This is a genomic window from Antrihabitans cavernicola, assembly GCF_008297975.1.
GTDB classification, from domain to species: Bacteria; Actinomycetota; Actinomycetes; order Mycobacteriales; family Mycobacteriaceae; genus Antrihabitans; species Antrihabitans cavernicola.
Genome location: NZ_VLNY01000007.1, coordinates 237,106 through 258,177 on the forward strand (window position 1 = coordinate 237,106; position 21,072 = coordinate 258,177).

20 protein-coding genes, 1 pseudogene and 1 riboswitch are annotated in these 21,072 nt (G+C 64.0%); of the genes and pseudogenes, 13 read left to right on the plus strand and 8 right to left on the minus strand.

Annotation, left to right across the window (positions count from 1 at the left end; genetic code table 11):
• The first annotated feature begins 168 nt into the window (after positions 1-168).
• From FOY51_RS16740 to disA, 3 genes are all read left to right on the plus strand, one after another.
• Positions 169-2,550 (plus strand): ATP-binding cassette domain-containing protein, encoded by a 2,382-nt coding sequence (locus FOY51_RS16740; protein ID WP_149431460.1) that lies wholly within the window; start codon positions 169-171, stop codon positions 2,548-2,550.
• Between the two features lie 39 nt (positions 2,551-2,589).
• Complete coding sequence (radA, locus tag FOY51_RS16745) at positions 2,590-3,975, plus strand: DNA repair protein RadA (RefSeq protein ID WP_149431385.1); 1,386 nt, start codon at positions 2,590-2,592, stop codon at positions 3,973-3,975.
• 87 nt (positions 3,976-4,062) lie between these two features.
• Entirely contained in the window at positions 4,063-5,178 is a 1,116-nt protein-coding gene (gene disA / locus FOY51_RS16750) for a DNA integrity scanning diadenylate cyclase DisA (RefSeq protein WP_149431386.1), read from the plus strand.
• Here the strand turns inward: disA and FOY51_RS16755 are convergent.
• The 3 genes from FOY51_RS16755 to FOY51_RS16765 form a co-directional block, all read right to left on the minus strand.
• Complete coding sequence (locus FOY51_RS16755) at positions 5,175-5,843, minus strand: HAD family hydrolase (RefSeq protein ID WP_149431387.1); 669 nt, start codon at positions 5,841-5,843, stop codon at positions 5,175-5,177. The two genes, disA and FOY51_RS16755, sit on opposite strands and share 4 nt — an antisense overlap.
• Positions 5,843-6,571, minus strand: coding sequence for a hypothetical protein (locus tag FOY51_RS16760; protein ID WP_149431388.1), 729 nt, complete (start codon positions 6,569-6,571; stop codon positions 5,843-5,845). The genes FOY51_RS16755 and FOY51_RS16760 overlap by 1 nt, the downstream gene beginning before the upstream one ends.
• A gap of 75 nt (positions 6,572-6,646) precedes the next feature.
• Complete coding sequence (locus FOY51_RS16765) at positions 6,647-7,273, minus strand: carbonic anhydrase (RefSeq protein ID WP_149431389.1); 627 nt, start codon at positions 7,271-7,273, stop codon at positions 6,647-6,649.
• Between the two features lie 87 nt (positions 7,274-7,360).
• Here FOY51_RS16765 and FOY51_RS16770 point away from each other — a divergent pair, with 87 nt between their 5' ends.
• Together FOY51_RS16770 and FOY51_RS16775 are read left to right on the plus strand one after the other, a co-directional pair.
• The gene (locus FOY51_RS16770) at positions 7,361-8,251 is read left to right on the plus strand and encodes an iron-sulfur binding domain-containing protein (RefSeq protein ID WP_187776358.1); all 891 of its coding nucleotides are present in this window, start codon (positions 7,361-7,363) and stop codon (positions 8,249-8,251) included.
• A 9-nt stretch (positions 8,252-8,260) separates the two neighbouring features.
• Positions 8,261-11,566 carry a hypothetical protein gene (locus tag FOY51_RS16775; protein ID WP_149431390.1) on the plus strand — a complete coding sequence of 1,102 codons (3,306 nt, stop codon included), beginning with the start codon at positions 8,261-8,263 and terminating at the stop codon, positions 11,564-11,566.
• Here the strand turns inward: FOY51_RS16775 and FOY51_RS16780 are convergent, their stop codons facing one another.
• The gene (locus tag FOY51_RS16780) at positions 11,567-12,325 is read right to left on the minus strand and encodes an alpha/beta fold hydrolase (RefSeq protein ID WP_149431391.1); all 759 of its coding nucleotides are present in this window, start codon (positions 12,323-12,325) and stop codon (positions 11,567-11,569) included. It abuts the gene before it with no gap.
• A 33-nt stretch (positions 12,326-12,358) separates the two neighbouring features.
• Between FOY51_RS16780 and mhuD the strand changes: the two genes are divergently transcribed.
• The 5 genes from mhuD to FOY51_RS16805 all read left to right on the plus strand — a co-directional run bounded on the left by mhuD (position 12,359) and on the right by FOY51_RS16805 (position 15,146).
• Positions 12,359-12,688, plus strand: a complete 330-nt coding sequence (gene mhuD, locus FOY51_RS16785; RefSeq protein WP_149431392.1) for a mycobilin-forming heme oxygenase MhuD — start codon at positions 12,359-12,361, stop codon at positions 12,686-12,688.
• Positions 12,689-12,758: 70 nt separating this feature from the next.
• A riboswitch (cobalamin riboswitch) is annotated at positions 12,759-12,904 on the plus strand.
• Between the two features lie 38 nt (positions 12,905-12,942).
• On the plus strand, positions 12,943-13,161 hold the full coding sequence (locus FOY51_RS16790; protein WP_149431393.1) for a CbtB domain-containing protein: 219 nt from the start codon (positions 12,943-12,945) through the stop codon (positions 13,159-13,161).
• 28 nt (positions 13,162-13,189) lie between these two features.
• Positions 13,190-14,038, plus strand: coding sequence for a CbtA family protein (locus FOY51_RS16795; protein WP_149431394.1), 849 nt, complete (start codon positions 13,190-13,192; stop codon positions 14,036-14,038).
• A 155-nt stretch (positions 14,039-14,193) separates the two neighbouring features.
• On the plus strand, positions 14,194-14,388 hold the full coding sequence (locus FOY51_RS16800; protein WP_149431395.1) for a CbtB domain-containing protein: 195 nt from the start codon (positions 14,194-14,196) through the stop codon (positions 14,386-14,388).
• Positions 14,379-15,146 carry a CbtA family protein gene (locus FOY51_RS16805; protein WP_187776359.1) on the plus strand — a complete coding sequence of 256 codons (768 nt, stop codon included), beginning with the start codon at positions 14,379-14,381 and terminating at the stop codon, positions 15,144-15,146. Before FOY51_RS16800 ends, FOY51_RS16805 begins: the two co-directional genes overlap by 10 nt.
• On the opposite strand, the gene FOY51_RS16810 is transcribed toward FOY51_RS16805, so the two are convergent.
• Entirely contained in the window at positions 15,143-15,715 is a 573-nt protein-coding gene (locus tag FOY51_RS16810) for a TetR/AcrR family transcriptional regulator (RefSeq protein ID WP_149431396.1), read from the minus strand. The two genes, FOY51_RS16805 and FOY51_RS16810, sit on opposite strands and share 4 nt — an antisense overlap.
• Positions 15,716-15,771: 56 nt before the next feature.
• On the opposite strand from FOY51_RS16810, the pseudogene FOY51_RS16815 reads away from it, so the two are divergent.
• Positions 15,772-16,953 (plus strand): annotated as a pseudogene (locus tag FOY51_RS16815) (FAD-dependent oxidoreductase); the annotation flags it as partial.
• Between the two features lie 73 nt (positions 16,954-17,026).
• Positions 17,027-17,482 carry a hypothetical protein gene (locus FOY51_RS16820; RefSeq protein WP_149431398.1) on the plus strand — a complete coding sequence of 152 codons (456 nt, stop codon included), beginning with the start codon at positions 17,027-17,029 and terminating at the stop codon, positions 17,480-17,482.
• Here FOY51_RS16820 and FOY51_RS16825 read toward each other — a convergent pair.
• Positions 17,454-17,894 carry an OsmC family peroxiredoxin gene (locus FOY51_RS16825; protein WP_149431399.1) on the minus strand — a complete coding sequence of 147 codons (441 nt, stop codon included), beginning with the start codon at positions 17,892-17,894 and terminating at the stop codon, positions 17,454-17,456. The two genes, FOY51_RS16820 and FOY51_RS16825, sit on opposite strands and share 29 nt — an antisense overlap.
• A 143-nt stretch (positions 17,895-18,037) precedes the next feature.
• Between FOY51_RS16825 and FOY51_RS16830 the strand changes: the two genes are divergently transcribed.
• Complete coding sequence (locus tag FOY51_RS16830) at positions 18,038-19,366, plus strand: cytochrome P450 (protein ID WP_187776360.1); 1,329 nt, start codon at positions 18,038-18,040, stop codon at positions 19,364-19,366.
• Here FOY51_RS16830 and FOY51_RS16835 read toward each other — a convergent pair.
• Positions 19,316-20,164: a DUF2705 family protein gene (locus tag FOY51_RS16835; RefSeq protein ID WP_149431400.1), complete on the minus strand. Its 849-nt coding sequence runs from the start codon at positions 20,162-20,164 to the stop codon at positions 19,316-19,318. The two genes, FOY51_RS16830 and FOY51_RS16835, sit on opposite strands and share 51 nt — an antisense overlap.
• Positions 20,161-21,072, minus strand: a complete 912-nt coding sequence (locus FOY51_RS16840) for an ABC transporter ATP-binding protein (RefSeq protein ID WP_149431401.1) — start codon at positions 21,070-21,072, stop codon at positions 20,161-20,163. The genes FOY51_RS16835 and FOY51_RS16840 overlap by 4 nt, the downstream gene beginning before the upstream one ends.

Below are 21,072 nucleotides of genomic sequence, written 5' to 3' on the forward strand. Positions count from 1 at the left end.
CTCGACGAACACTTGCTCGACCCCGTGCCCGCAGCATCTCCATCTGCTGCGGGCACAGTCGTTTCTCCGCACATCGGATCGATCAGGAATCGAGAAGCGCCTACACCGCAGGCGCGGCTAGCGTGAATTCACGCTCGGCCCATGGCAAAGATGGAGGCATGTAAGCGCATGGCCACGAAGAAGACCACTCAGGCGTCCGACCCGCACATCGCCGATACTCACGATCTGATCCGGGTGCAGGGCGCACGCGAGAACAACCTCAAAGACGTCAGCGTCGAGATCCCGAAGCGTCGCCTGACCGCCTTCACGGGCGTGTCGGGATCAGGCAAGAGCTCCTTGGTGTTCGCGACCATCGCCGCAGAATCGCAGCGCATGATCAACGAGACGTACAGCGCCTTTCTGCAGGGCTTCATGCCGAACCTTGCCCGCCCGGAAGTCGACTATCTGGACGGCCTGACAACGGCGATCATCGTCGACCAGGAACGAATGGGTTCGAATCCGCGCTCCACCGTCGGCACGGCAACCGACGCGAATGCGATGCTTCGGATCCTCTTCAGCCGGATCGGCACACCGCACATCGGGTCCCCCCAGGCGTTCTCGTTCAACGTACCGACCATCACCGCGAGCGGGGTAGCGAGCCGCGAGCGGTCCGGCAGGACCGAGAAGAACGTCGTGCGCAACACGGTCTATCTCGGCGGCATGTGCCCGCGCTGCGAAGGCACCGGCGCGGTCAGCGACTTCGATCTGACGGCGTTGTACGACGAGGAGAAATCGCTCAGCGAGGGCGCGCTGACGGTCCCCGGCTACAGCATGGACGGCTGGTACGGCCGCATCTTCTCCGGTTTCGGCTTCGACATGGACAAGCCGATCAAGAAGTACACCAAGAAAGAGCTCAACGATCTGCTCTACAAGGAGCCGACCAAGATCAAGGTCGAGGGCATCAACCTCACCTACGAGGGCGTGATCCCGAAGATCCAGAAGTCGATGCTGTCCAAGGATGTCGAGGCGATGCAGCCGCACATCCGGGCCTTCGTGGAACGGGTCATCACCTTCCAGACCTGCCCCGAGTGCAAGGGCACGCGGCTCGCCGAGCACGCGCTGGCGTCGAAGATCAAGGGCCGCAACATCGCCGACCTCTGTGCGATGCAGATCAGCGATCTTGCTGATTGGGTGCGGGCTTTGAAAGAACCCTCCGTGGCTCCGTTGGTCAAGGGCTTGCAGCACCTGCTCGACTCGTTCGCCGACATCGGCCTCGGCTACCTCTCGCTGGACCGCCCTGCGGGCACCTTGTCCGGCGGTGAAGCGCAGCGCACCAAGATGATTCGGCACCTAGGTTCGTCGCTGACCGATGTGACCTACGTGTTCGACGAGCCGACCATCGGACTGCACCCGCACGACATCGCACGGATGAACGAGTTGCTGCTCCAACTGCGCGACAAGGGCAACACGGTGTTGGTCGTCGAGCACAAGCCGGAAGCGATAGCCATCGCGGACCACGTCGTCGACCTCGGTCCCGGCGCAGGCACCGAAGGTGGCGAGATCGTATTCGAGGGCACGGTCGCCGAGTTGCGCAAGAGCAAGACCCTCACCGGACGCCACCTCGACGACCGCACCACGGTCAAGGACGAGGTACGCACCGCGACAGAGGTACTCGAGATCCGCGGCGCAACCGATCACAATCTGCAGAAGGTCGACGTCGACATCCCGCTCGGCGTGCTGTGCGTCGTCACGGGAGTCGCAGGTTCCGGCAAGAGCTCGCTGATCCACGGTTCGGTGTCACCGCTCGACGACGTCGTCACGATCGACCAGGGCGCGATCCGCGGCTCGCGGCGCAGTAACCCCGCCACCTACACCGGCCTGCTCGAGCCGATCCGCAAGGCTTTCGCGAAGGAAAACGGGGTCAAGCCGGCTCTGTTCAGTTCCAACTCCGAAGGTGCCTGCCCCAGTTGCAAGGGTGCCGGCGTCATCTACACCGAACTCGGCGTCATGGCGACCGTCGAATCACCGTGCGAGGAATGCGAAGGCAAGCGATTCCAGGCGGCCGTCCTGGAGTACAAGCTGGCCGGAAAGAACATCGCTGAAGTGCTCGCGATGTCGATGGCACAGGCGGAGCAGTTTTTCCTCAATGACGCGAAAATTCCTGCGGCGCACAAGATTCTGGAGCGCCTCTCCGACGTCGGGCTCGGCTATCTGAGCCTCGGCCAGCCGCTGACCACACTGTCCGGCGGTGAACGGCAGCGAATCAAGCTGGCGAATCAGATGGGCGACAAGGGCAACATCTACGTTCTCGACGAGCCGACAACCGGCCTGCATCTCGCGGACGTGGAGAACCTGCTCGGCCTGCTCGATCGGTTGGTCGATCGTGGAAAGTCGGTGATCGTCATCGAGCATCACCAGGCGGTCATGGCCCATGCCGACTGGATCATCGATCTCGGACCGGGCGCCGGGCACGATGGCGGCAAGGTGGTTTTCGAAGGCACGCCTGCCGAACTGATCGCCAACAAGAAGACCCTCACCGGCAAGCATCTTGCGGCGTACGTCGGAGCCTGACGCGCCGAGTTTGTCGTAGCCTGCGAATAGGGTGCTGGTGTGGTCAAACTGAAGTCGAGCTATCGCTGCTCGTCGTGTCATCACGAGATGGCGAAGTGGGTTGGGAAGTGTCCCGATTGCGGCGCATGGGGATCGGTGGACGAGGCTCCCATGTTGGCAGCCGCGCAGGTCAAGGGCGGTGGGCAGCGGGCGGCGATGCTCCCGTCGACACCGGCCACTCCGATCACTCAGGTCGACGGACATGCCACGCATGCCAACCCCACCGGTGTTCCCGAACTCGACCGTGTGCTCGGCGGCGGATTGGTGCCGGGATCGGTGGTGCTGCTCGCAGGCGAGCCGGGCGTCGGCAAGTCGACGCTGTTGCTGGAGGTAGTGCATCAGTGGGCTCGCCGTTCGGAATCCGATCGTTCGCTCTACGTCACCGGTGAGGAATCGGCGGGCCAGGTTCGGCTGCGCGCCGATCGCACCGGTGCCGTGCACGAACGCGTGTACCTGGCTGCCGAATCCGACCTCGCGACGGTGCTGGGGCACGTCGAACAGGTGCGGCCGACCTTGCTTGTCGTCGACTCCGTCCAAACCATGTCCGCAACCGACGTCGACGGTGTGGTCGGCGGTGTCACGCAGGTCCGTGCGATCACGACCGCGCTGACGTCGCTGGCCAAGGCCAGCGGCATCGCGGTTCTGCTGGTCGGGCACGTCACGAAGGAGGGTGCCGTCGCGGGTCCGCGGACACTGGAACATCTGGTGGATGTCGTTCTGCATTTCGAAGGCGACCGGCACAGCACCCTGCGAATGGTGCGCGGCGTGAAGAACCGATTCGGCGCATCCGACGAGGTCGGCTGTTTCGAGCTGCAAGAAGACGGCATCGAAGGGATAGCGGATCCGTCCGGGCTGTTTCTGCAGCATCGTTACGAGTCGGTTCCCGGCACGGCGGTCACCGTCACGATGGATGGCAAGCGACCGCTGCTCGGTGAAGTGCAGGCACTGCTCACCGTGTCTCACATGCCGACACCGCGACGTGCCGTCAGCGGGCTCGACTACAACCGCGTTGCCATGGTCCTCGCCGTCCTCGAAAGTCGCTGCGGTATCACGGTAGGCAAGTTCGAGGTCTATGCCGCAACGGTCGGCGGGATGCGCATGACCGACCCGTCCGCCGACCTGGCTCTGGCCATCGCCATCGCCTCGGCACGCGACGATCGGGCGTTGCCCACCGGCATGGTCGCAATCGGCGAGGTGGGGTTGGCAGGCGAGGTTCGACGCGTCGGCGGCATCACCCGCAGGCTTGCCGAGGCACAGCGACTCGGCTTCACCCGTGCTGTCGTTCCACCGAAGTCGGGAACTCCTCCGCCGGGGATCAAGGTGACCGAGGTGTCCAACGTGAGCGATGCCTTGCGGGCGATGGCCCGGCCTGCGATCGTGCGCTGACGCCAGAATTGTCCGATTGCAGCCGGTGTCGGCATCGGTGGGTAACCTGATACCGCAAACGCGGAATCGGCGAGAGATGAGGGTGGGATGGACGACGCTGTCGCGCTGGATCATTCCGACCCCGATTACGATCCACCCGGCGCGCTCCGCGATGCCATTGCCCGCCTGGCACCGGGGACCGAGCTGCGCGAGGGACTCGAACGAATTCTGCGCGGTCGCACCGGCGGACTGATCGTGCTCGGTTACGACGACACCGTCGAGGCGATCTGCGACGGCGGCTTCGAACTCGATGTGGCCTATGCACCGACCCGCCTCCGCGAGTTGTCGAAAATGGATGGCGCCGTTGTGCTTTCGACCGACGGCAAGCGAATCTTGCGCGCCAACGTGCAGCTGGTGGCAGATCCGACCATCCCCACCGTCGAATCCGGAACCCGCCACCGCGCCGCCGAACGCACTGCCGTGCAGACCGGTTTCCCCGTCGTGTCCGTGAGCCAGTCGATGAGCATCGTCAGCGTGTATGTCGCCGGTTTGCGCCATGTCATCGCGAGCTCGCCGACCATTCTGTCGCGCGCCAACCAGGCGGTGGCGACCCTGGAACGCTACAAAGCCCGCCTCGACGACGTCACCCGGCAGCTCTCTGTGGTGGAGATCGAAGACACGGTCACGCTGCGAGAGGCGTTGACTGCGGTTCAGCGGCTGGAAATGGTGCGGCGCATCTCGACCGAGATCGAGCAGGACGTACTGGAGTTGGGAACGGACGGTCGTCAGTTGGTGCTGCAACTGGAGGAACTGGTCGGCGACAACGACGGCGCCCGCAGGCTGCTGGTGCGCGACTACCTGGAAGGCTCGGCCGCGCCTAGCGCCGAGACCGTGGACCGCGCACTGGAGTTGGTCGACGAACTGTCCGGCGCCGACCTCCTCGACTTGACCACGCTCGCCGACGTGCTGGGGTATCCGCCGACGATCGAAGCGATGGATACCCCGATGAGCCCGCGCGGCTACCGGGTGCTCGCCAGGATTCCCCGCCTGCAGCCGCAGCAGATCGACAACCTGGTGGACTCGTTCGGGACCCTGCAGGGTTTGCTAGCCGCAACATCGGCCGACCTGCAGATCGTGGACGGTATCGGCGACACCTGGGCGCGCCACATCCGAGAAGGCCTGTCCCGCTTGGCAGAAGCGAGTATCACGGGACCGTTCGACTAGCGCGCCACCGCGGCGAGCAATGCGTTCGGCCGTTCCGCGATCGGCAACGGCTGCACCAGCGCGAAGTCGCAGCCGACCGCTGTTGCACCACCGTCGGCCTCGGCGCTGTCGCCGACCATCAATGCGTCCGCGGCCAGCACACCGAGCCGGTCGAGTGCGATGCGAAAGATCTGCGGGTCCGGCTTGACCGCGCCGACTTCGAAGGACAACACGAACTCGTCGACGTAGCCGTCCCACCCTCGATCGCGGAACGCCGGGCGGATATCGAACGCGATGTTGCTGACCACCGCAATTCGAATACCCTCGCCCGCAAGCGTTTTCAGTACCTCACCCGTGTCCGGGTAGGGCGACCACTCCCCCGGATCGGACAGTCGTCGATAGAGACCCTCGGCTTGCGCGACACTGGAGACACCGGACCGGCTCAGCATCTCCAGATATGCACGACGATGCAGCGCTGGGTCGAGATCTCGGTTGTCCCAGGCATATTGGCTGTCCGGATCGAGTTCCACGGACTGCCCAGTCGGTGCCGTCATCCTTCTCAGCAGCTCGGCAAGCTGATGGAAGTCGAGCGGACAACCGGCGTCGTCGGTCAGCCCGTCGAGCCAGGTTTCGTTCTCTTCCAGCCGGAACAGAGTCCCGGAGAAGTCGAAGAGAACTGCGGACACTAGGCGATGTTGAACGGTTCGGGTGCGCTGCGAAGCGCGCCGAGCTGGGCAACCACGGTGTAGGCGCCGGGCGGCACCGGTGTGCGCTCGCCCGCGCAATCGGGCGCCGAATTGGTGCCGGACCATTTGACCGTGAACGCGGCCTGCTGGCCAGGGGCAAGCGTCCTCATGTCGGGGGTGGCGTTCGGGTAGCAGTCCGCGTTGGACCACAGCCGCTGCGAGCCGTCCAGCGAGTACACCAGCGCCTGCTGCAGACCTGCGCCGAGGTCACGGGCGCACGCCGCGGTGGAGATGTTGGTGATGACGATGCCGAAGACCGGTTCCTGACCCGCCTGATACGTGGGCTGCTCGACGGTGGCCTTCAGGGCCAACGACTGATCGGGACACTGGCCGGGCGGGACAGCGGGAGCTCCGGAAGCCGGTGTCGTCGGTGCGCCCGAGCCGCTTTCGGTCGCCGACGTGGAATCGCCGCTGGTCGATTCAGCCGCACTGGAGCCGCTGGGTTCGCTCGTCGAACTTGCCTTGGAACTGCCCGATGCCGCCGCCGTGGAGGTCGCGGAGAGCGAGGAACTCGACGCTGCAGCGGTGGTGTCCGACGAGTCGCCGCCGCCGCGCAGTGATGTGACGATCCAGATCAACACCAGCAGGGCGACCAAGCCGACACCGATGGCCAGCGCTCGACGACGCCAATAGATTTCCGGAGGCAGCGGTCCGTTCGGTTCCAGCACGCATCCACGGTATGTGTACGCGCGCTACCGGTGGCTGACCAGCGTCGGCGTGTCGGCGGGGAACCGCGTCACACCTCAGCTGACGAATTCCCCGATGTCGCCAAGTGATCCGTTCAGCTGGACTCGCCCGTCTGCGAGCTTGTAGGTCGCGCCCACGATCGCCAGCGAGTGCGCCGCGACTCGTTCGGCAACGATCTGCGAACGCTGAGCCAGCAGATTCACCGTCTCGGCGACGTGCCTGCCTTCCAGATCGTCCACCGACGACAGGCCTTCGCGGCGGCCGGCGAGAATCGAGGGCGTCACGCGCTCGACGATGCTGCGGATGAAGCCGCCGGGCACGTTGCCGGTGTCGAGCGCATCGATGCTGGCCTTGACCGCTCCGCAGCTGTCGTGGCCGAGCACCACGATCAACGGGATGTCGAGCACGGCCACGCCGTATTCGATGGAGCCGAGCACCGATTCGTCGATCACGTTGCCCGCGGTACGGACAACGAACATGTCGCCGAGGCCTTGATCGAAGATGATCTCCGCGGCGACGCGGGAGTCGCCGCAGCCGAAGACGATCGCAGTCGGATGCTGGCCGCCGACGAGCTCTGCTCGCCGCGCGACGCCCTGGCTAGGATGCTGCTGCGAGCCGGACACGAACCGATCGTTGCCATCTCGCAGGGACTTCCAAGCGCTGATCGGATTCGAATTCGGCATGCTGCCATTTTGCACAATGGACGAGGTTACCAGCGAGTCGGCTTCCGGCGCGCGGACGAAATTGCAGGTCGGAGAGGGTGTGAGCGCGTGACGGTATCTGTCTCCACCCTGTCGGCCTGGTACCGCGAGAACGCCCGCGACCTGCCGTGGCGTCGCGAAGGAGTAAGCGCCTGGCAGGTGCTGATGAGCGAGATCATGCTGCAGCAGACCCCGGTGTCTCGAGTGGCACCCATCTGGGAGCTGTGGGTCCAGCGATGGCCCGTTCCGTCCGCGATGGCGGCGTCGTCGCAGGCGGAGGTGCTGCGCGCGTGGGGGAAGTTGGGGTATCCGCGGCGAGCGCTGCGACTACACGAGTGCGCAGGCGTATTGGCTGCCGAGCACGGCGATGTGGTGCCCACCGACGTCGAGGTGCTGCTCGGACTACCCGGAATCGGCGCCTACACCGCGCGTGCGGTGGCGTGCTTCGCCTACGGTCAGCGAGTTCCCGTTGTGGACACGAACGTTCGTCGAGTGGTTGCGCGCGCTGTGCACGGCAGCGCGGAGGCGGGCAATCCGTCGACGACTCGCGATCTGGCCGATGTAGCGGCGTTGCTGCCGCGCGATCGAGCACGTGCCGCGCAATATTCGGCTGCCCTGATGGAACTCGGCGCCACCGTGTGCACGGCGCGTAACCCAAAATGTTCGATCTGCCCGTTGACGACCTGCGCGTGGGTGGCGGCAGGCCGACCCGCATACGACGGCCCTGCGCGAACGGTCCAGAAGTTCGCCGGAACGGACAGGCAGGTTCGCGGCCGGCTGATGGATGTACTGCGAGAAAGCAGTTCGCCGGTGGAGCGAGCGCGTCTCGACGTCGTGTGGTTGCAGGACCCCGCGCAGCGCGACCGAGCGCTCGATTCGCTGCTCGTCGACGGGTTGGTCGAGCAGACCGAAAATGGACTATTTGCGCTGGCGGGCGAGGTTTCGGCGGATTCCCGGTAGCATCCGTTCATGGAATCGGCCGCAACAGCACTTCTCTCGCATGTCGAGCGCATCTCTGCACCCGCACGGGAACGCGAACTGGCCCTCACCGCACACTCGGCGGCGGGGACACCGGAGTTGGACGCATTGCTGTCCGAACTGTCTTCGCGCGGCAGGTACGAGGTCAACATCGCGATCGGAATGGCGCGGGTCGCAGGTACAGCCGAGTACTTGAGAGCAATGCTCGATTCGCACGATCAAGAGGTTCTTGCTCGCAGTATCGCGGCTTGGTTGCATTTGGATCTGGAACCGCAAGCCATCCTCGACCGGCTTCCTCGACTTTCGTATCGAACCCGCAACACCCTTTATCGCTCGCTTCGCCACGGCAACCGCCAGGCCGCAGCTGATCTGCTGCTGCCCGAAGTTCGCAAGCAATTCGGCGACACCGAAGCGGCCCGGGTGCTGCCGGCCTGCTCGTCGGAGATCGTCGCAACCGAACTTCCGACCCTCGACTACGCCATCGGTAGTTGGACGACGATAAGTCGACGCCACACCGAGGTATTTCTCGACCACGTCGATGTACTGGCAAAAACCACCCTCGAGTCGGATTGGGCTCGGCTGTGGGCACGGGTTGCGCCCGCCCTCCGCTGGGCGTCTCTCGAGTTTCCTGATCGGGTCTTGCATCTGATGCGGCAGGCCGTTGTCTATACCCCGGTGACCCAGATGCGAGCAGTCGCCGCTCATCTTGCACGATTCAACCCCGACGGTGTCGCCGACGTCGTCGTCGATCCATCCGGCCATGGCACCGGCCTGGTCGGTCGTCAGCTGTGGAAGGCTCTTCGGCCACTACCCGACGACCGTCTTGCTTCGGTGTCGCGCGCGTATCCAACGCAGTACAAGCGCGCCTTCCTCGCGTCGCTCCCACCAACTCCTCGCAACGCCGTCTTCGACGCGATCCACTCCGATCCCAATTGGCCCGCGGACAGTACGCAAGTCTCGGTACTCGATGTTCTTCCGCCTGCCGAGCGAATAACGCATGCGCGCAAATATCTTGCAAGAGAGAATATTTCAGAATCTCCAGATATCCAGTTCGCACTTGCAGCACGCCTCCCCTGGAAAGAAGCCGGGCCGACCCTGCTCGAGGCAACGTACCTTCACGACCCTGAATCACGGGGTTTCGCATACCCCGTCTACATCACGATCGCCGCCGCCACGCGCAAACCCGACGTCGTCTACGAGATGCTCGGTCACCTGGCTCGATTGAAATCCGAACGGGACTCCACCCGCCGGGAAGCATTGCGATCCCTTGCCGATATCTCCCCGCATCTCTATTCGTTGGGTTCGCTTTCACATCTCGTCGAAATCGTGCGCGGAGCGGTCGGCGCTCGAGACTGCTCGACACAGAGTCGACGCGAGGCCACGCGCCTCGCCTCGCGACTACTCGTCTGGGGCGATCAATCCGGCCAAAGCGGCCACATCGACGCAGCGATCAATTGCCTGCGCGCACTCAGTCATTCTGCGGACGAGATCGATTTCGACGACTTCGATCGGAATCTTCCGAAAGATGCAGAGCAGTCCGTGTTCGAGGCGCTCGCCACTCGCATCGCACAAGAAGGCCGACATGAGGAGTACAACACAGCGCTCTCCTTGTCGGAAGGGCTCGGAAAGCGTGCTTGGAACATTCCGAGCCTCGAACTGGCCGTACTCAACGCGTGCAATGCACACGACAACGACGTCGCGCGACGGGCAATCGCCCTGACGTTGGCAAACCGTGCATCACGCGATCGGAATGGCGAAGCAATTCTACGAAGGGACCCCTCCACCATCGCGATAGCCGAGATGCACGCGTGGGTCTCGACCGTGCGCACGGATCTCGTCGACAAAGTGCTCGAATCTCCGCCTTCCGGTCGGTTCCGCACGACGGACGAACCGTTGATTCCGTATTTCGCAGACGGCTTCCGGCGCTGGACTCCTCGACAGCTCGAAACCTACGCCAACCTCGTCGTCCATACGGCCAAGAACTCACACGCCCCAGTCGCGGAAAGAGCGAGCTCGATTCGACAGCTGGGCAAGTTGCCAGGCACACGCCGAGTCACCACCGAGTTTCTGAACGATCCGGAACCCGAAATTCGCGACGCCGCCCTTACCGCGCTGGCAACCACAGATCAGCCTCTCGCTGCACTTCGGACACTGACCAAGTACGCGATGTCGGAAAGCTCGCCGACCGCGCTCGAGAGCGTCGGACGATGCGCGGAAAGCGTCAGTCCCACAATGCTTTCCAATGAGCTTCTTCCGCTGCTCAATTCGAACCGAGTCGCGCCGACGAACCGCGCGCTGCACGTTCTGGCGCGACTTCGTGCGCCCGACGCAGCCGATGCCGCCGGATGGATGTGGCATATCCCGAATGAGCATCCGGCCATCCGCCGCGCAGCGGTCGCAAGTTGCCGGTGGCTCGTTCCGGACGAGAAAGCTTGGGCGCTCTACGAGTCCGCATCAACCGATCACGACACAGCGAACGTGATGCTCGGCGTCGATCCTGAGACCCTCGCGCCGCAATTGCGCCCCCAGTTCGCGAAGCTCGTCGCGGCTGCCGCAGCCTCACCGAACCAAGAGATCGCCAGAAATGGCATGGCGGCTCTCGGTCGATGGAGTCTGTGGGACTCCGCGGACTCGGTGGAAATGCTGATCGAAACCGCTACAAATCTGGAGCAGACGAGCCTGTGGCGCGTCGCGATCACCAGTTTGGTCGCCGGGACTTCGACCACATCCGAGGTTGCCCCACTACTTACGTTGGCAGATGGGCTTCTTCACCTCCAGGACACGGAGATAGCAAACCGTGATGTCCCTGGACGGCAACGGCTGGGGACACTCTGTCTCGAGGTCGCCGGATCGGCTGCGCAGAGCCATCCGATCCGCAAGGCCGCCGCGGCACTTGCCGATCGGCTGGCGCAGGAACCCCTGTGGCATTGGTACGCAATCGATCTCTACCTCAGCACCATTCGCTGGGACGAGCCCGAGCACGCCGCACAGAGCATCGTTCGCGCTGCTGCGCTCGCCGACGGCACCGGTTTGGTCGGCTACCCCGCACAAGTTCTCAATGCGAGATTGCCAGCAGAAACACCGGCAACCACCACCGAGCGGCTGCTGCCCATCGCACAGGCGCTGAGCGACGCAGACGGCGTATCGGCCGGCTTGTCTGCCGTCGAACTGATCGGCCACGGCGGTGACACCTTCGGCTGGACCGACGATTGGCGAACCCTGCTGCAGAAGGCCCGCGCACACTCCGATATCGATGTCCAGCGCGCGGCCATGGATATCTACACGACCAACGAGTAGTCACCCGAGCGACGTCAGAAATTCTTCGACAGCAACGCGGTATCGCTCCGGCTGATCGTCGTGAACCAGGTGACCGGCGTCAGCGATCCGGATATACGCCGAGTCATCGTGTAGCTCAGCCATTTTCACCATTTGACCGGTAGGCGTGATGGTGTGCTCACCTTCGATCAGCAGGACCGGCGCACGGACCTTCTCCCACTGATCCCAGAAGTGCCTGGTCCCCCACTCCTCGGATATCGCACGGAACGTCTCGACGTCGCCATGCAGATACCAGCCGTCGTCGCGCTGATCGAACGAGTCCAGGAAATAGCGTCCCGCGACGGGGCCGAAGAATTCGAGCACCGCCTCCGCTGTCTCGAACGGCTGCGGCCAGGAACGAATCAGCTCCGCCCAGTCCGCGGCGGTGCGGCCACGAAAATCCGGCGCAATATCCTCGACGACCAGTCCACGCACCCTGGCCGGGAACTCCGCGGCGAAGCACCAGCCGTGCAGGCCGCCCATGGAATGACCGATCACCACCATCGGATCGGTGATCGTTTCGAGTGCCGCAGCCAAGTCGGCGACGAATGCTTCGGTGGTGAGCGGATCGGGCGCCGGACGTCCGTGACCCGCCGCGTCGAACGTGTAGACGTGGCCGTGCTCGCGAAGCCACGGCACCTGCCGCCGCCACGTCTGGCCCCGGCCCATCAAGCCGTGCAGCAACAGGATCGGGGAGCCTGACCCGCCCTCGTCGTGCAGCCTGCCTTCTTCCACGACCATTGCGCCGACGCTACGCGAGGTAATGTCGCCGACATGGCAGACGTTCGAACGGCAGTGGTAAAGATCAACGCGATCGAGGTTCCCGAGGGCGCAGGCCCCGAATTGGAGAAGCGGTTCGCCCACCGGGCACACGCAGTCGACGGCTCTCCAGGTTTTCTGGGTTTTCAGCTGCTGCGTCCGACCAAGGGTGAGAACCGCTACTTCGTGGTCACGCAATGGGATTCGGAGGAGTCCTTCCAGGCCTGGCGCGAGGGACCGGCCAAGGACGCGCATGCGGGCGAGCGAGCTAAGCCGGTGTCGTCGGGTGCGTCGCTCCTGGAGTTCGAGGTAGTCCTCGACGTTCCCGCGCCGACGTCCAACTGACCCGATTTGCCCGTATTTTCTGGGCGATTAGTCCGATATGACGGATACGAATCGGTCGCGATTGACGCTGTGATCAGCGCCTCGTAGGGTTTTCCGCACGCGATGGATCGAGGAATCTGGTGCAATTCCAGAACGGTCGCGCCACTGTGAACTTGCCTGAGCATGCACTCTGCTCCGACGGGTGAGTCAGACACTCGATCCTTGCGGCTATCCGGACTACCGAGGACGCGAAATCCTCGAAAAGGAGTGATCACATGGCGACATACGCACCGCAGCCAGGCGTTTCGGCCCGACCCGTCACGCTCGCAGTTCCGACGACAGCTCTTCTGCTGATCGGAACCACCCTCTTGGCGCTGCTTGTCTATTACTTCATCGGAATCGATCAAGGCGCAGTATCGATATTCGGCACCGACAATCACGTGCACGAATTCGTGCACGATGCGCGGCATTTCCTCGGATTCCCCTGCCACTGAGTCTCGAACCCGAGGAATCAAGAAAACAATGGAAAAGCAGATAATTGTCCGTGGCGTCCTGGTGGGCGCACTCGGCGGGCTTTTGGCGTTCGTGTTCGGTCGCATCTTCGGTGAACCGGTCATCGGCCGAGCCATCGATTACGAAAGCGGCCGCGACGCCGCGCAAGCGGTGCTCGACAAGGCAGCGGGCCTGCCGGTCGAAGACATGGGTCCCGAAGTATTCACTCGAACATTGCAGTCGAACATCGGCATCGGATTCGGGATGCTGCTGTTCGGGATCGCGATGGGTGCGCTCTTCGCCGTCGTCTACAGCGTGTCAGTCGGCCGCGTCGGCAAAGTCTCGCCCCGCAACCTGGCGCTCCTGATCGCGGGCGCGATGTTCTCGACCATGTATCTGGTGCCGTTCCTGAAGTACCCGGCCAATCCCCCGTCCATCGGGCACGGCGAAACGATCAAGGCGCGAACCGGGCTGTATCTGGTGATGGTGGTGTGCTCGATCGCCTTCCTGCTCGGCGCGGTCTGGCTCGGCCGGCGCCTTGCTGCACGGTTCGGAAACTGGACGGCGACGCTACTGGCGGCGGCTGCCTTTGCCGTCGCAATCGGCATAGTCATGCTGCTTCTACCGTCGTTGGGTCATCTGTCGGCGAATGCGAGCTACGGCGACTTCGCATCCGAGACGCCACAACCGTTGCGAGACAGCAGCGGCAAGATCGTCTACCCCGGATTCTCGGCTGACGACCTGTACGCGTTCCGCCTGTACTCGCTTGCCGCTCAAGCGATCCTGTGGACGGCGATCGGGCTCACGTTCGCGCCACTTGCGGCCCGCCTGCTCGGCGAACGCGCAGGCTCCGTGCAACGTGCCGAGGTCAACTCGTAGCTCGGATTCGTTGCGCTGGCTCCCGGTATCCGGGAGTACGCGCAACGGATCAGGTGGGTGTGCGCTTTGTCCGATTGACACCGCTATCGATTTGGTGCGAAAGTGCCGAAGACAAAGAGACGGTAAAGGATCCGATCGGGATCCCAGGAGGACTGATGGCACTCGTTCACTCGCCAACTCGAGCAACCGACTCACTGGCAGCCGCAGTGGTCGCGGTCGGCGTCGTATTGTTCGCGCTGCTCGCGCTGTACCTGGTCGGATTCGACCAGGGCGTGATCTCTCGAAGCGGGATGTACCTGCACGAACTGATGCACGACGGTCGCCATCTACTGGGGCTTCCGTGCCACTGACGATGTCGCTGAAGGATCTTCTGCTCCGCGGGTTGCTTGCGGGACTCGTTGCCGGGTTGCTCGCTGGTGGAGTCGCGTTTCTGATCGGCGAGCCGCATATCGACGCGGCCATCGCAATCGAGGAGTCGGCGTCGGACGCCCACCATGAAACCGGAGTGACGTCCGGTCATTCGCACGGCGACGAGGACGCGCCGCTGGTGAGTCGTGATGGCCAGCGGGGTGGGCTTTTCCTGGCCACCGCGCTGGCGGGTCTGGCACTCGGCGCCATCTTGGCGGCGGTGGCCCACTTCGCCCGACGCGTCACGTCCCTATCCGGTTCCGTTCTCGCTATCGCGCTTGCGGCCGGTGGTTGGCTGGCGATCGAGGCGGTCCCGTTTTTCAAGTACCCGGCGAATCCACCCGCCATCGGCGATCCGGAGACCATCAACCAACGCACTTGGCTGTGGCTGGTCGCAGTGATACTCGGGTTGGTTGCCGTTGCCGCCGCCGCGTACATCGCGAAAAGAGTTGCAGCACAGCAGCTGAGCATTCGGATTGCCGCGCCGCTGGCGATATTCGTTGTGATCGTCGCGCTCGGCTACGTGTTGCTGCCCGGCATCAACGAGGTCGGCGACGCCTTCCCGGCAACGCTGCTGTGGCAGTTCAGATTGTCGTCGCTGGCAACTCAGGCGACGCTGTGGCTCTCGCTCGGGCTTGCGTTCGCCTTCCTCACTGATCGTGCAAGCGTCAAGCCGCGGGAGTTCGAGCCGATCGGCTAGCCGAGCAGGTAGTGCTGGATCACCGGCGCGAGCGATTCGACAGCCGAGTCGGTGTCGAGAGCCATGACCGGCGGTAGGCGCAGAATATAGCGGCACAGCGCGAACCCGAGGACCTGTGTGGCGATCAGACCGGATCGTCGAGCGGCGTCCTCGGGTTCCTTTTTGCCTGCTGCCATGACGGCGGGCAGAACCTGAAGACGAAAGATCTCGCCCATCCGGTCGGCCGCCGCGCTTTCGGCTCGCGCGGACAGGAGAACATGTAGCGCCGCTGAACTTTCGCCGTGTTCCCAGGTATCGACGAAATGCCTCGCGAGGCTTCTGCCGAGTTCCGCCACCGGCACCACTGACCAGTCCGGCATCGCCAGGTCGACCGCAGTCGCTGCCGCGAACAACCCTTCCTTGTTGCCGAAATAGCGCATCACCATCGATGCGTCGATGGCCGCGTCGGATGCGACAGCCCTGATGGTGGTGCCGCTGTAGCCGGACAGCGCGAATCGGCGCTGCGCTGCGTCGAGAATCGCTGCCCGCGCGCGGTCGGCCTGCTCTGCTCTGGGAATCCCGTCCGCCATGTCTCGCATTTTAGCCAACAAATGTTGACTGAGCATCGCATCTCCATCTACAGTCAACAGATGTTGGCCAACAAACGTTGACCGGAGAGGTGAAGATGAATCTTCCCGAGAAGGCTGAGGTTGTCGTCGTCGGAGCAGGCCCGGCGGGTCTGACCACCGCATGCACCTTGCGGGGCGCGGGCGTAGATGTGCTGGTGCTCGACGCCGCCGACCGAGTGACCACACAGTCGCGCGCTGCCGTGATCCACGCGCGAACGCTCGAAGTCCTGGAGTCCATCGACGTATCCCGACGATTGGTCGACGAGGGTGTGCCGGTGCCGATCTTCACCGTCCGCGAGCGGTCGAAGACGTTGGCGCGACTGGATTTCGGCGCTCTCGACACCGCTTACCCGTACGCGTTGATGCTGCCGCAATCACGAACCGAAGAAATTCTCGAAGCGCGCCTCGGCGAACTCGGCGGTTACGTTCACCGATCCGTCGCCGTCCGTGACGTCGTTGCGAGCGCGACGGGGGCAACGGTGCAAACCGCTGACGGACAGTCTGTTACGGCTCGATACGTCGTGGGATCCGACGGCATGCACAGCGTCGTCCGCGATGCGGTCGGCATCGATTTCGTCGGCGGCGCCTACGAGCAGTCGTTCGTCCTTGCCGACGTTCGGATGACATGGCCGTTGAGTCGAAACGAAGTGCAACTGTTCTTTGCGCCTGCGGGGCTTGTCGTGGTTGCGCCACTACCCGGAGGTCGCCATCGCATTGTCGCAACGATGGACGATGCACCCCAAAACCCTTCTGTTGCAGATGTTGCGGCCTTGATGGACGAGCGGGCGCCCGCCGGAACGCACATCGACGACGTCGTGTGGAGTTCACGCTTTCGCGTTCAGCATCGGATCGCGTCGACCTACCGCAGCGGCTCGATTCTTCTGGCCGGCGATGCGGCTCACGTGCACAGCCCGGCAGGCGGGCAGGGCATGAATACCGGAATTCAGGACGCGGTCGATCTCGGAGACACACTCAACGGCGTTCTCACGCAACAGAGGCCGGAATCGACGTTGGACGAGTACCAGACGCGTCGGCGCCCGGTTGCTATCAAGGTGGTCGCAATGACGGACCGGATGACTCGCGCAGCAACTGTCCGCGGGGCGGCTCCGCGGGTCGTGCGCAATACGGTTGTCGCTACCGCGATGCGCATTCCATCGGTGCGCACGGCATTAGCGACCCGGATCGCGGAACTCGCTTGATACCGAGGTATGCGCCCGGCCTGCTACTGCCGAGTGATGCGCAGTGCTGACTAGGTGACAGAGAGTGTGTTCCATGACGACCACACTCGCGCCGGCACCCCCATCGGTCGATCGCGCCTACATCGCGCTGGGCATCGCGCTGCTCGCAGGAGTCACCGAGGCGGTTCTTCGGACCGCGGCCCAGCTCGAAGAGCAGGGTGTCGACATCGGTTCGTTGGCAACAGGTCTTGCCATTCGAGTACTGATCTACCTGGTCGTCGCCGCGGTGATGCTTCGAATGCGAGCGGGCCGACGGTGGGCGCGGACTGCACTCACCGTCGGCCTGGGCACCGTCGGGTTGGTATCGCTGTTGGTGGAGCCGTTGGCAGCGCTGTTGTCTGCCAATCCGGTCGGGCCGGTCACCCTGGACGCGGTTGCGATCGGAACAGCGCGATCGGTACATGTGATCGCGGTGATCGTCGCGCTGGTGTCGATGTACCGCCGCGATGCACGGGTGTACTTCAGGCGTCCAGCGCCGCATCCAGCGTGATGTCCACGCCGGTCAGCGCCTTGCTGACCGGGCAACCCGCCTTGGCTTCCTGAGCGGCCTGCTCGAATCCGGCAGCGTCGAGGCCCTCGACCTTGCCGCGCACCGTCAACTTGATGCCGGTCAGTTTGAAACCACCGGCGGAATCGGGTCCGAGGGAGACATCTGCGGACACGTCCAAGCTCTGCGGGGTACCGCCTGCAGCCGCGATCCCACCCGACAGCGCCATCGAGTAGCAGGCCGAATGCGCCGCTGCGATCAATTCTTCGGGGCTGGTGGTGCCGTCCGCGTCGTCTGCCGCGCGCTTCGGAAACGAGACGTCGAACGTGCCCGCGCCCGAGCTTGCCAGCTCCACCGTGCCGGATCCGTCCTCCAGTCCACCGGTCCAAGCAGTGCGTGCGGTGCGAGTTGGCATAGCAATTCCTTTCGATCGGAGTGGGTCGTCTCCGAACGTACTCCGGCTCCACCCGCGGTACGAGGTGCTTGTCCGACCTTCGGGTGATGCGCAATCTCGATCATCGGCGATAGCGTTGATCCACAGTCGAACGGGGGAACCGAATGCAAACACAACTCTGGATCCGCTGGGCCACCATGCACTACGGTCCGCGAGCCTTCCTCAGCATTCAGGCCAAGCGCCGCGACCCGTTTGCCCAGTTGCTGGTCGGCCCACGACGAGGCATCGAACCGTACCCGGCGATCGAACGCATCAGGGGTCGCGGGCGCGTGGTCCACACGCCGTTCGCGTGGGTCACCGCAGATCACGAGATCTGTCGAACCATTCTGCGCGACAACAGGTTCATTGCCAGTCCGCCGGAGGAACTGGACTTGCCGCGGCCGCTGCCATGGGTGTTGAGCAAGACCGATCCCAAGATCACGAACCCGGTCGAGCCGCCGTCGATGTTGATGATCGACCCGCCGGAGCACACCAGGCACCGGCACGCCGTTGCGCGGACCTTCACCCCTCGCGCGATCGGGCAGCTACACGGGCGAGTCGAGCAGCTGACCGATCAGCTACTCGACGAATTGGCTGCCAAACAGCGCCCGGACCTGATCCGCGATTTCGCCCTCCAACTCCCCGCGGCGGTCATCAGCGAGATCCTCGGTATGCCCGAGGAACATCGACCGCAGATGCTGGAATGGGGCGAGAGCGGCGCACCCCTGCTGGATCTCGGGTTGTCCTGGAGGACATTCCAGCGCGCGATGGCGGGGTTGCGCTCCGCCGACGACTATCTGAGCGCACACATCGAGCGCCTCCGCGCCGCACCCGGCGACAACCTGCTCAGCGAGCTGGTTGCCAACGACGAACTGTCCAAGCGAGAGCTGATGTCGACCGCATCGCTGTTGATCGGGGCCGGGTTCGAGACCACGGTGAATCTGATCGGCGCCGGGTTCGTGCTGCTCGCTGCGCATCCCGACCAGTTGGCGATGCTGCGCGCCGATCCAACCAGGTGGCCTGCCGCGGTCGACGAAATCCTTCGCTTCGACAGCCCGGTGCAGATGACTGCGCGCACCGCCGGTTGCGACATCGAGCTCGCAGGCAAACGCATTCCGGAAGGTGCGATGATCGTTCCGCTGATCGGCGGCGCGAACCGCGATCCCGGCGTATTCGCCGACCCCGACATCTTCGACATCTCCAGAAGCAATGCCAAGGAACATCTTTCGTTCGGTAGCGGGATACACAGCTGCTTGGGCGCAAGCCTCGCGCGTATGGAAGGTGCCATCGCGTTGCAGGCCCTGTTCGATCGTTTCCCGGACTTGCGACTCGACGGACAACCGAAAAGGCGCGCCCTGGTGACCTTGCGCGGCTACGACAGCCTTCCGGTGACGCTGGCGCCGTCAGACCAGATCGCGGCGGCGAATCAACCACATGGTGCCGGCGGCGAATAACGACAGGTAAATTGCCAGCGCTGCAATGGATTCCGGCCTCGACAAGATATCGAGCACGCCAGGCACCGGGTCGCCCTTGACGCTGCGCAACGTCCCCGCCAGCGACCCCGCAGCGGTGCCCGGCAGATAGTCGGTGATCGCCTTGACCGGCCCCAGCAGCGATGCGACGCCGCGCAACAGGTTCTCCACCACCAACACCCACACCAGACCCAGCCCGACAGCGAGCGCAGGCCCGCGTGCGATCGCCCCGATCAGCACGCCGAACATCGTCCACATCCCCAGGATCAGCACCCCCGAACCGAGCCCGAGCAACGACTGGCTCACTGACGGCAACACGATCGCCTGCGACTCGCTCGATGCGATCACTGCCGCAACACCGACGTCGACGACGAACGCGGCCATCACCAACGACACCGTCGTCACCGCCAGCGCCACCAGCGTTCCGCCGAGCGCGGACGTTCGCGACGGGCCTTGTGTGAACACCGTTTTCCATGTGCCCCAACCGTATCCACTGCCGACCGTCAGCGCGCCCAGGATCAGCATCAGTGCACCGCCGAACATCGCCATGCCTTGTGTGAACACTTCGGGAACGGCTGCGGGCAGCATCTGGCGCAAGAGCAGATCGCGGGGCAGCCCGTTCGACATAGTGCTCGCATCCCCGGATTTGTAGGCGATGTAGTTGAACACGTATACGAATGTCAGGTTCAGCACCACCCAGGTACCCAGCAGCACCCAGAAAGCCGGCCACTTACGCAATCGCACCGCTTCGGCGCGGGCACATCTCAACAACGCATTCATTTCGCAGCCTCCAGTTCACGTCGTGTGGTCATCTCGAAGAACACGTCTTCCAGGGAGCGTTCGTCGGGCCGCAACTCGAGCAGGTCGGCGCCGGATTCGACGACGGCCCGCGCCAGCGCGGGAGCTTGATCAGCCCCGACCTCGACCCGAATTCCTTTGTCGGTCAGCATCGTTCGCTGCGAACCCGCCGCCCGTTGGACGAACGGAAACGCGACAGCTGCGGGCTCCGCACGAAGCAACATCGTTGTCGCGCCGCGCAACTCGGCAACCGTCGACTCCGCAAGCAACGTGCCGCCGGAAATCACCCCGACACGATCGCAGATCTCCTGGACCTCGCTGAGCATGTGGCTCGACAGCAACACAGAATGTCCCGACGCAGCCAGATCGATGATCAGAGAACGCATCTCGGCCATGCCTGCCGGGTCCAGGCCGTTGGTCGGTTCGTCGAGGATCAGCAGGTCGGGCTCGCCGAGTAGCGCAGACCCGACGCCGAGCCGTTGCTTCATACCCAGCGAGTAGGTGCGAAACTTGTCGTCGGCGCGGTCGCTGAGTCGCACACGTTCGAGCGCGTCGTCGACCTGGCTGTCCGACAGACCGCGATAGCGCGCCATCACGGATAGGTTGTCGCGACCGGACAGGTACGGATAGAAGCCGGGGCCCTCGATCAGCACACCGATCCGCGCTGCGACTATCGCATCGCCCGGCACGCCGCCGAGTACGGTTGCCACGCCGCTGGTCGGCCGAATCAGCCCGACCAGCATGCGTAGCGTCGTCGTCTTGCCTGCTCCGTTGGGGCCGAGAAATCCGTAGATCTCCCCCGCCCGCACGGTCAGACTCACACCGTTCACCGCGGTGTGCTCGCCATAGCGTTTGGTCAACCCCTCGGTGACCACGATTGCGTTTGTCAT

Coding starts and splice junctions, on each gene's coding strand:
- FOY51_RS16780 (WP_149431391.1), bottom strand. CDS start 12,325: ATGGTCGTGGAAGAAGGCAGGCTGCACGACGAGGGCGGGTCAGGCTCC.
- FOY51_RS16835 (WP_149431400.1), bottom strand. CDS start 20,164: ATGAATGCGTTGTTGAGATGTGCCCGCGCCGAAGCGGTGCGATTGCGT.
- FOY51_RS16830 (WP_187776360.1), top strand. CDS start 18,038: ATGCAAACACAACTCTGGATCCGCTGGGCCACCATGCACTACGGTCCG.
- mhuD (WP_149431392.1), top strand. CDS start 12,359: ATGGCAGACGTTCGAACGGCAGTGGTAAAGATCAACGCGATCGAGGTT.
- FOY51_RS16790 (WP_149431393.1), top strand. CDS start 12,943: ATGGCGACATACGCACCGCAGCCAGGCGTTTCGGCCCGACCCGTCACG.
- FOY51_RS16810 (WP_149431396.1), bottom strand. CDS start 15,715: ATGGCGGACGGGATTCCCAGAGCAGAGCAGGCCGACCGCGCGCGGGCA.
- FOY51_RS16795 (WP_149431394.1), top strand. CDS start 13,190: ATGGAAAAGCAGATAATTGTCCGTGGCGTCCTGGTGGGCGCACTCGGC.
- FOY51_RS16825 (WP_149431399.1), bottom strand. CDS start 17,894: ATGCCAACTCGCACCGCACGCACTGCTTGGACCGGTGGACTGGAGGAC.
- FOY51_RS16740 (WP_149431460.1), top strand. CDS start 169: ATGGCCACGAAGAAGACCACTCAGGCGTCCGACCCGCACATCGCCGAT.
- FOY51_RS16775 (WP_149431390.1), top strand. CDS start 8,261: ATGGAATCGGCCGCAACAGCACTTCTCTCGCATGTCGAGCGCATCTCT.
- FOY51_RS16800 (WP_149431395.1), top strand. CDS start 14,194: ATGGCACTCGTTCACTCGCCAACTCGAGCAACCGACTCACTGGCAGCC.
- disA (WP_149431386.1), top strand. CDS start 4,063: ATGGACGACGCTGTCGCGCTGGATCATTCCGACCCCGATTACGATCCA.
- FOY51_RS16840 (WP_149431401.1), bottom strand. CDS start 21,072: ATGACAAACGCAATCGTGGTCACCGAGGGGTTGACCAAACGCTATGGC.
- FOY51_RS16820 (WP_149431398.1), top strand. CDS start 17,027: ATGACGACCACACTCGCGCCGGCACCCCCATCGGTCGATCGCGCCTAC.
- FOY51_RS16765 (WP_149431389.1), bottom strand. CDS start 7,273: ATGCCGAATTCGAATCCGATCAGCGCTTGGAAGTCCCTGCGAGATGGC.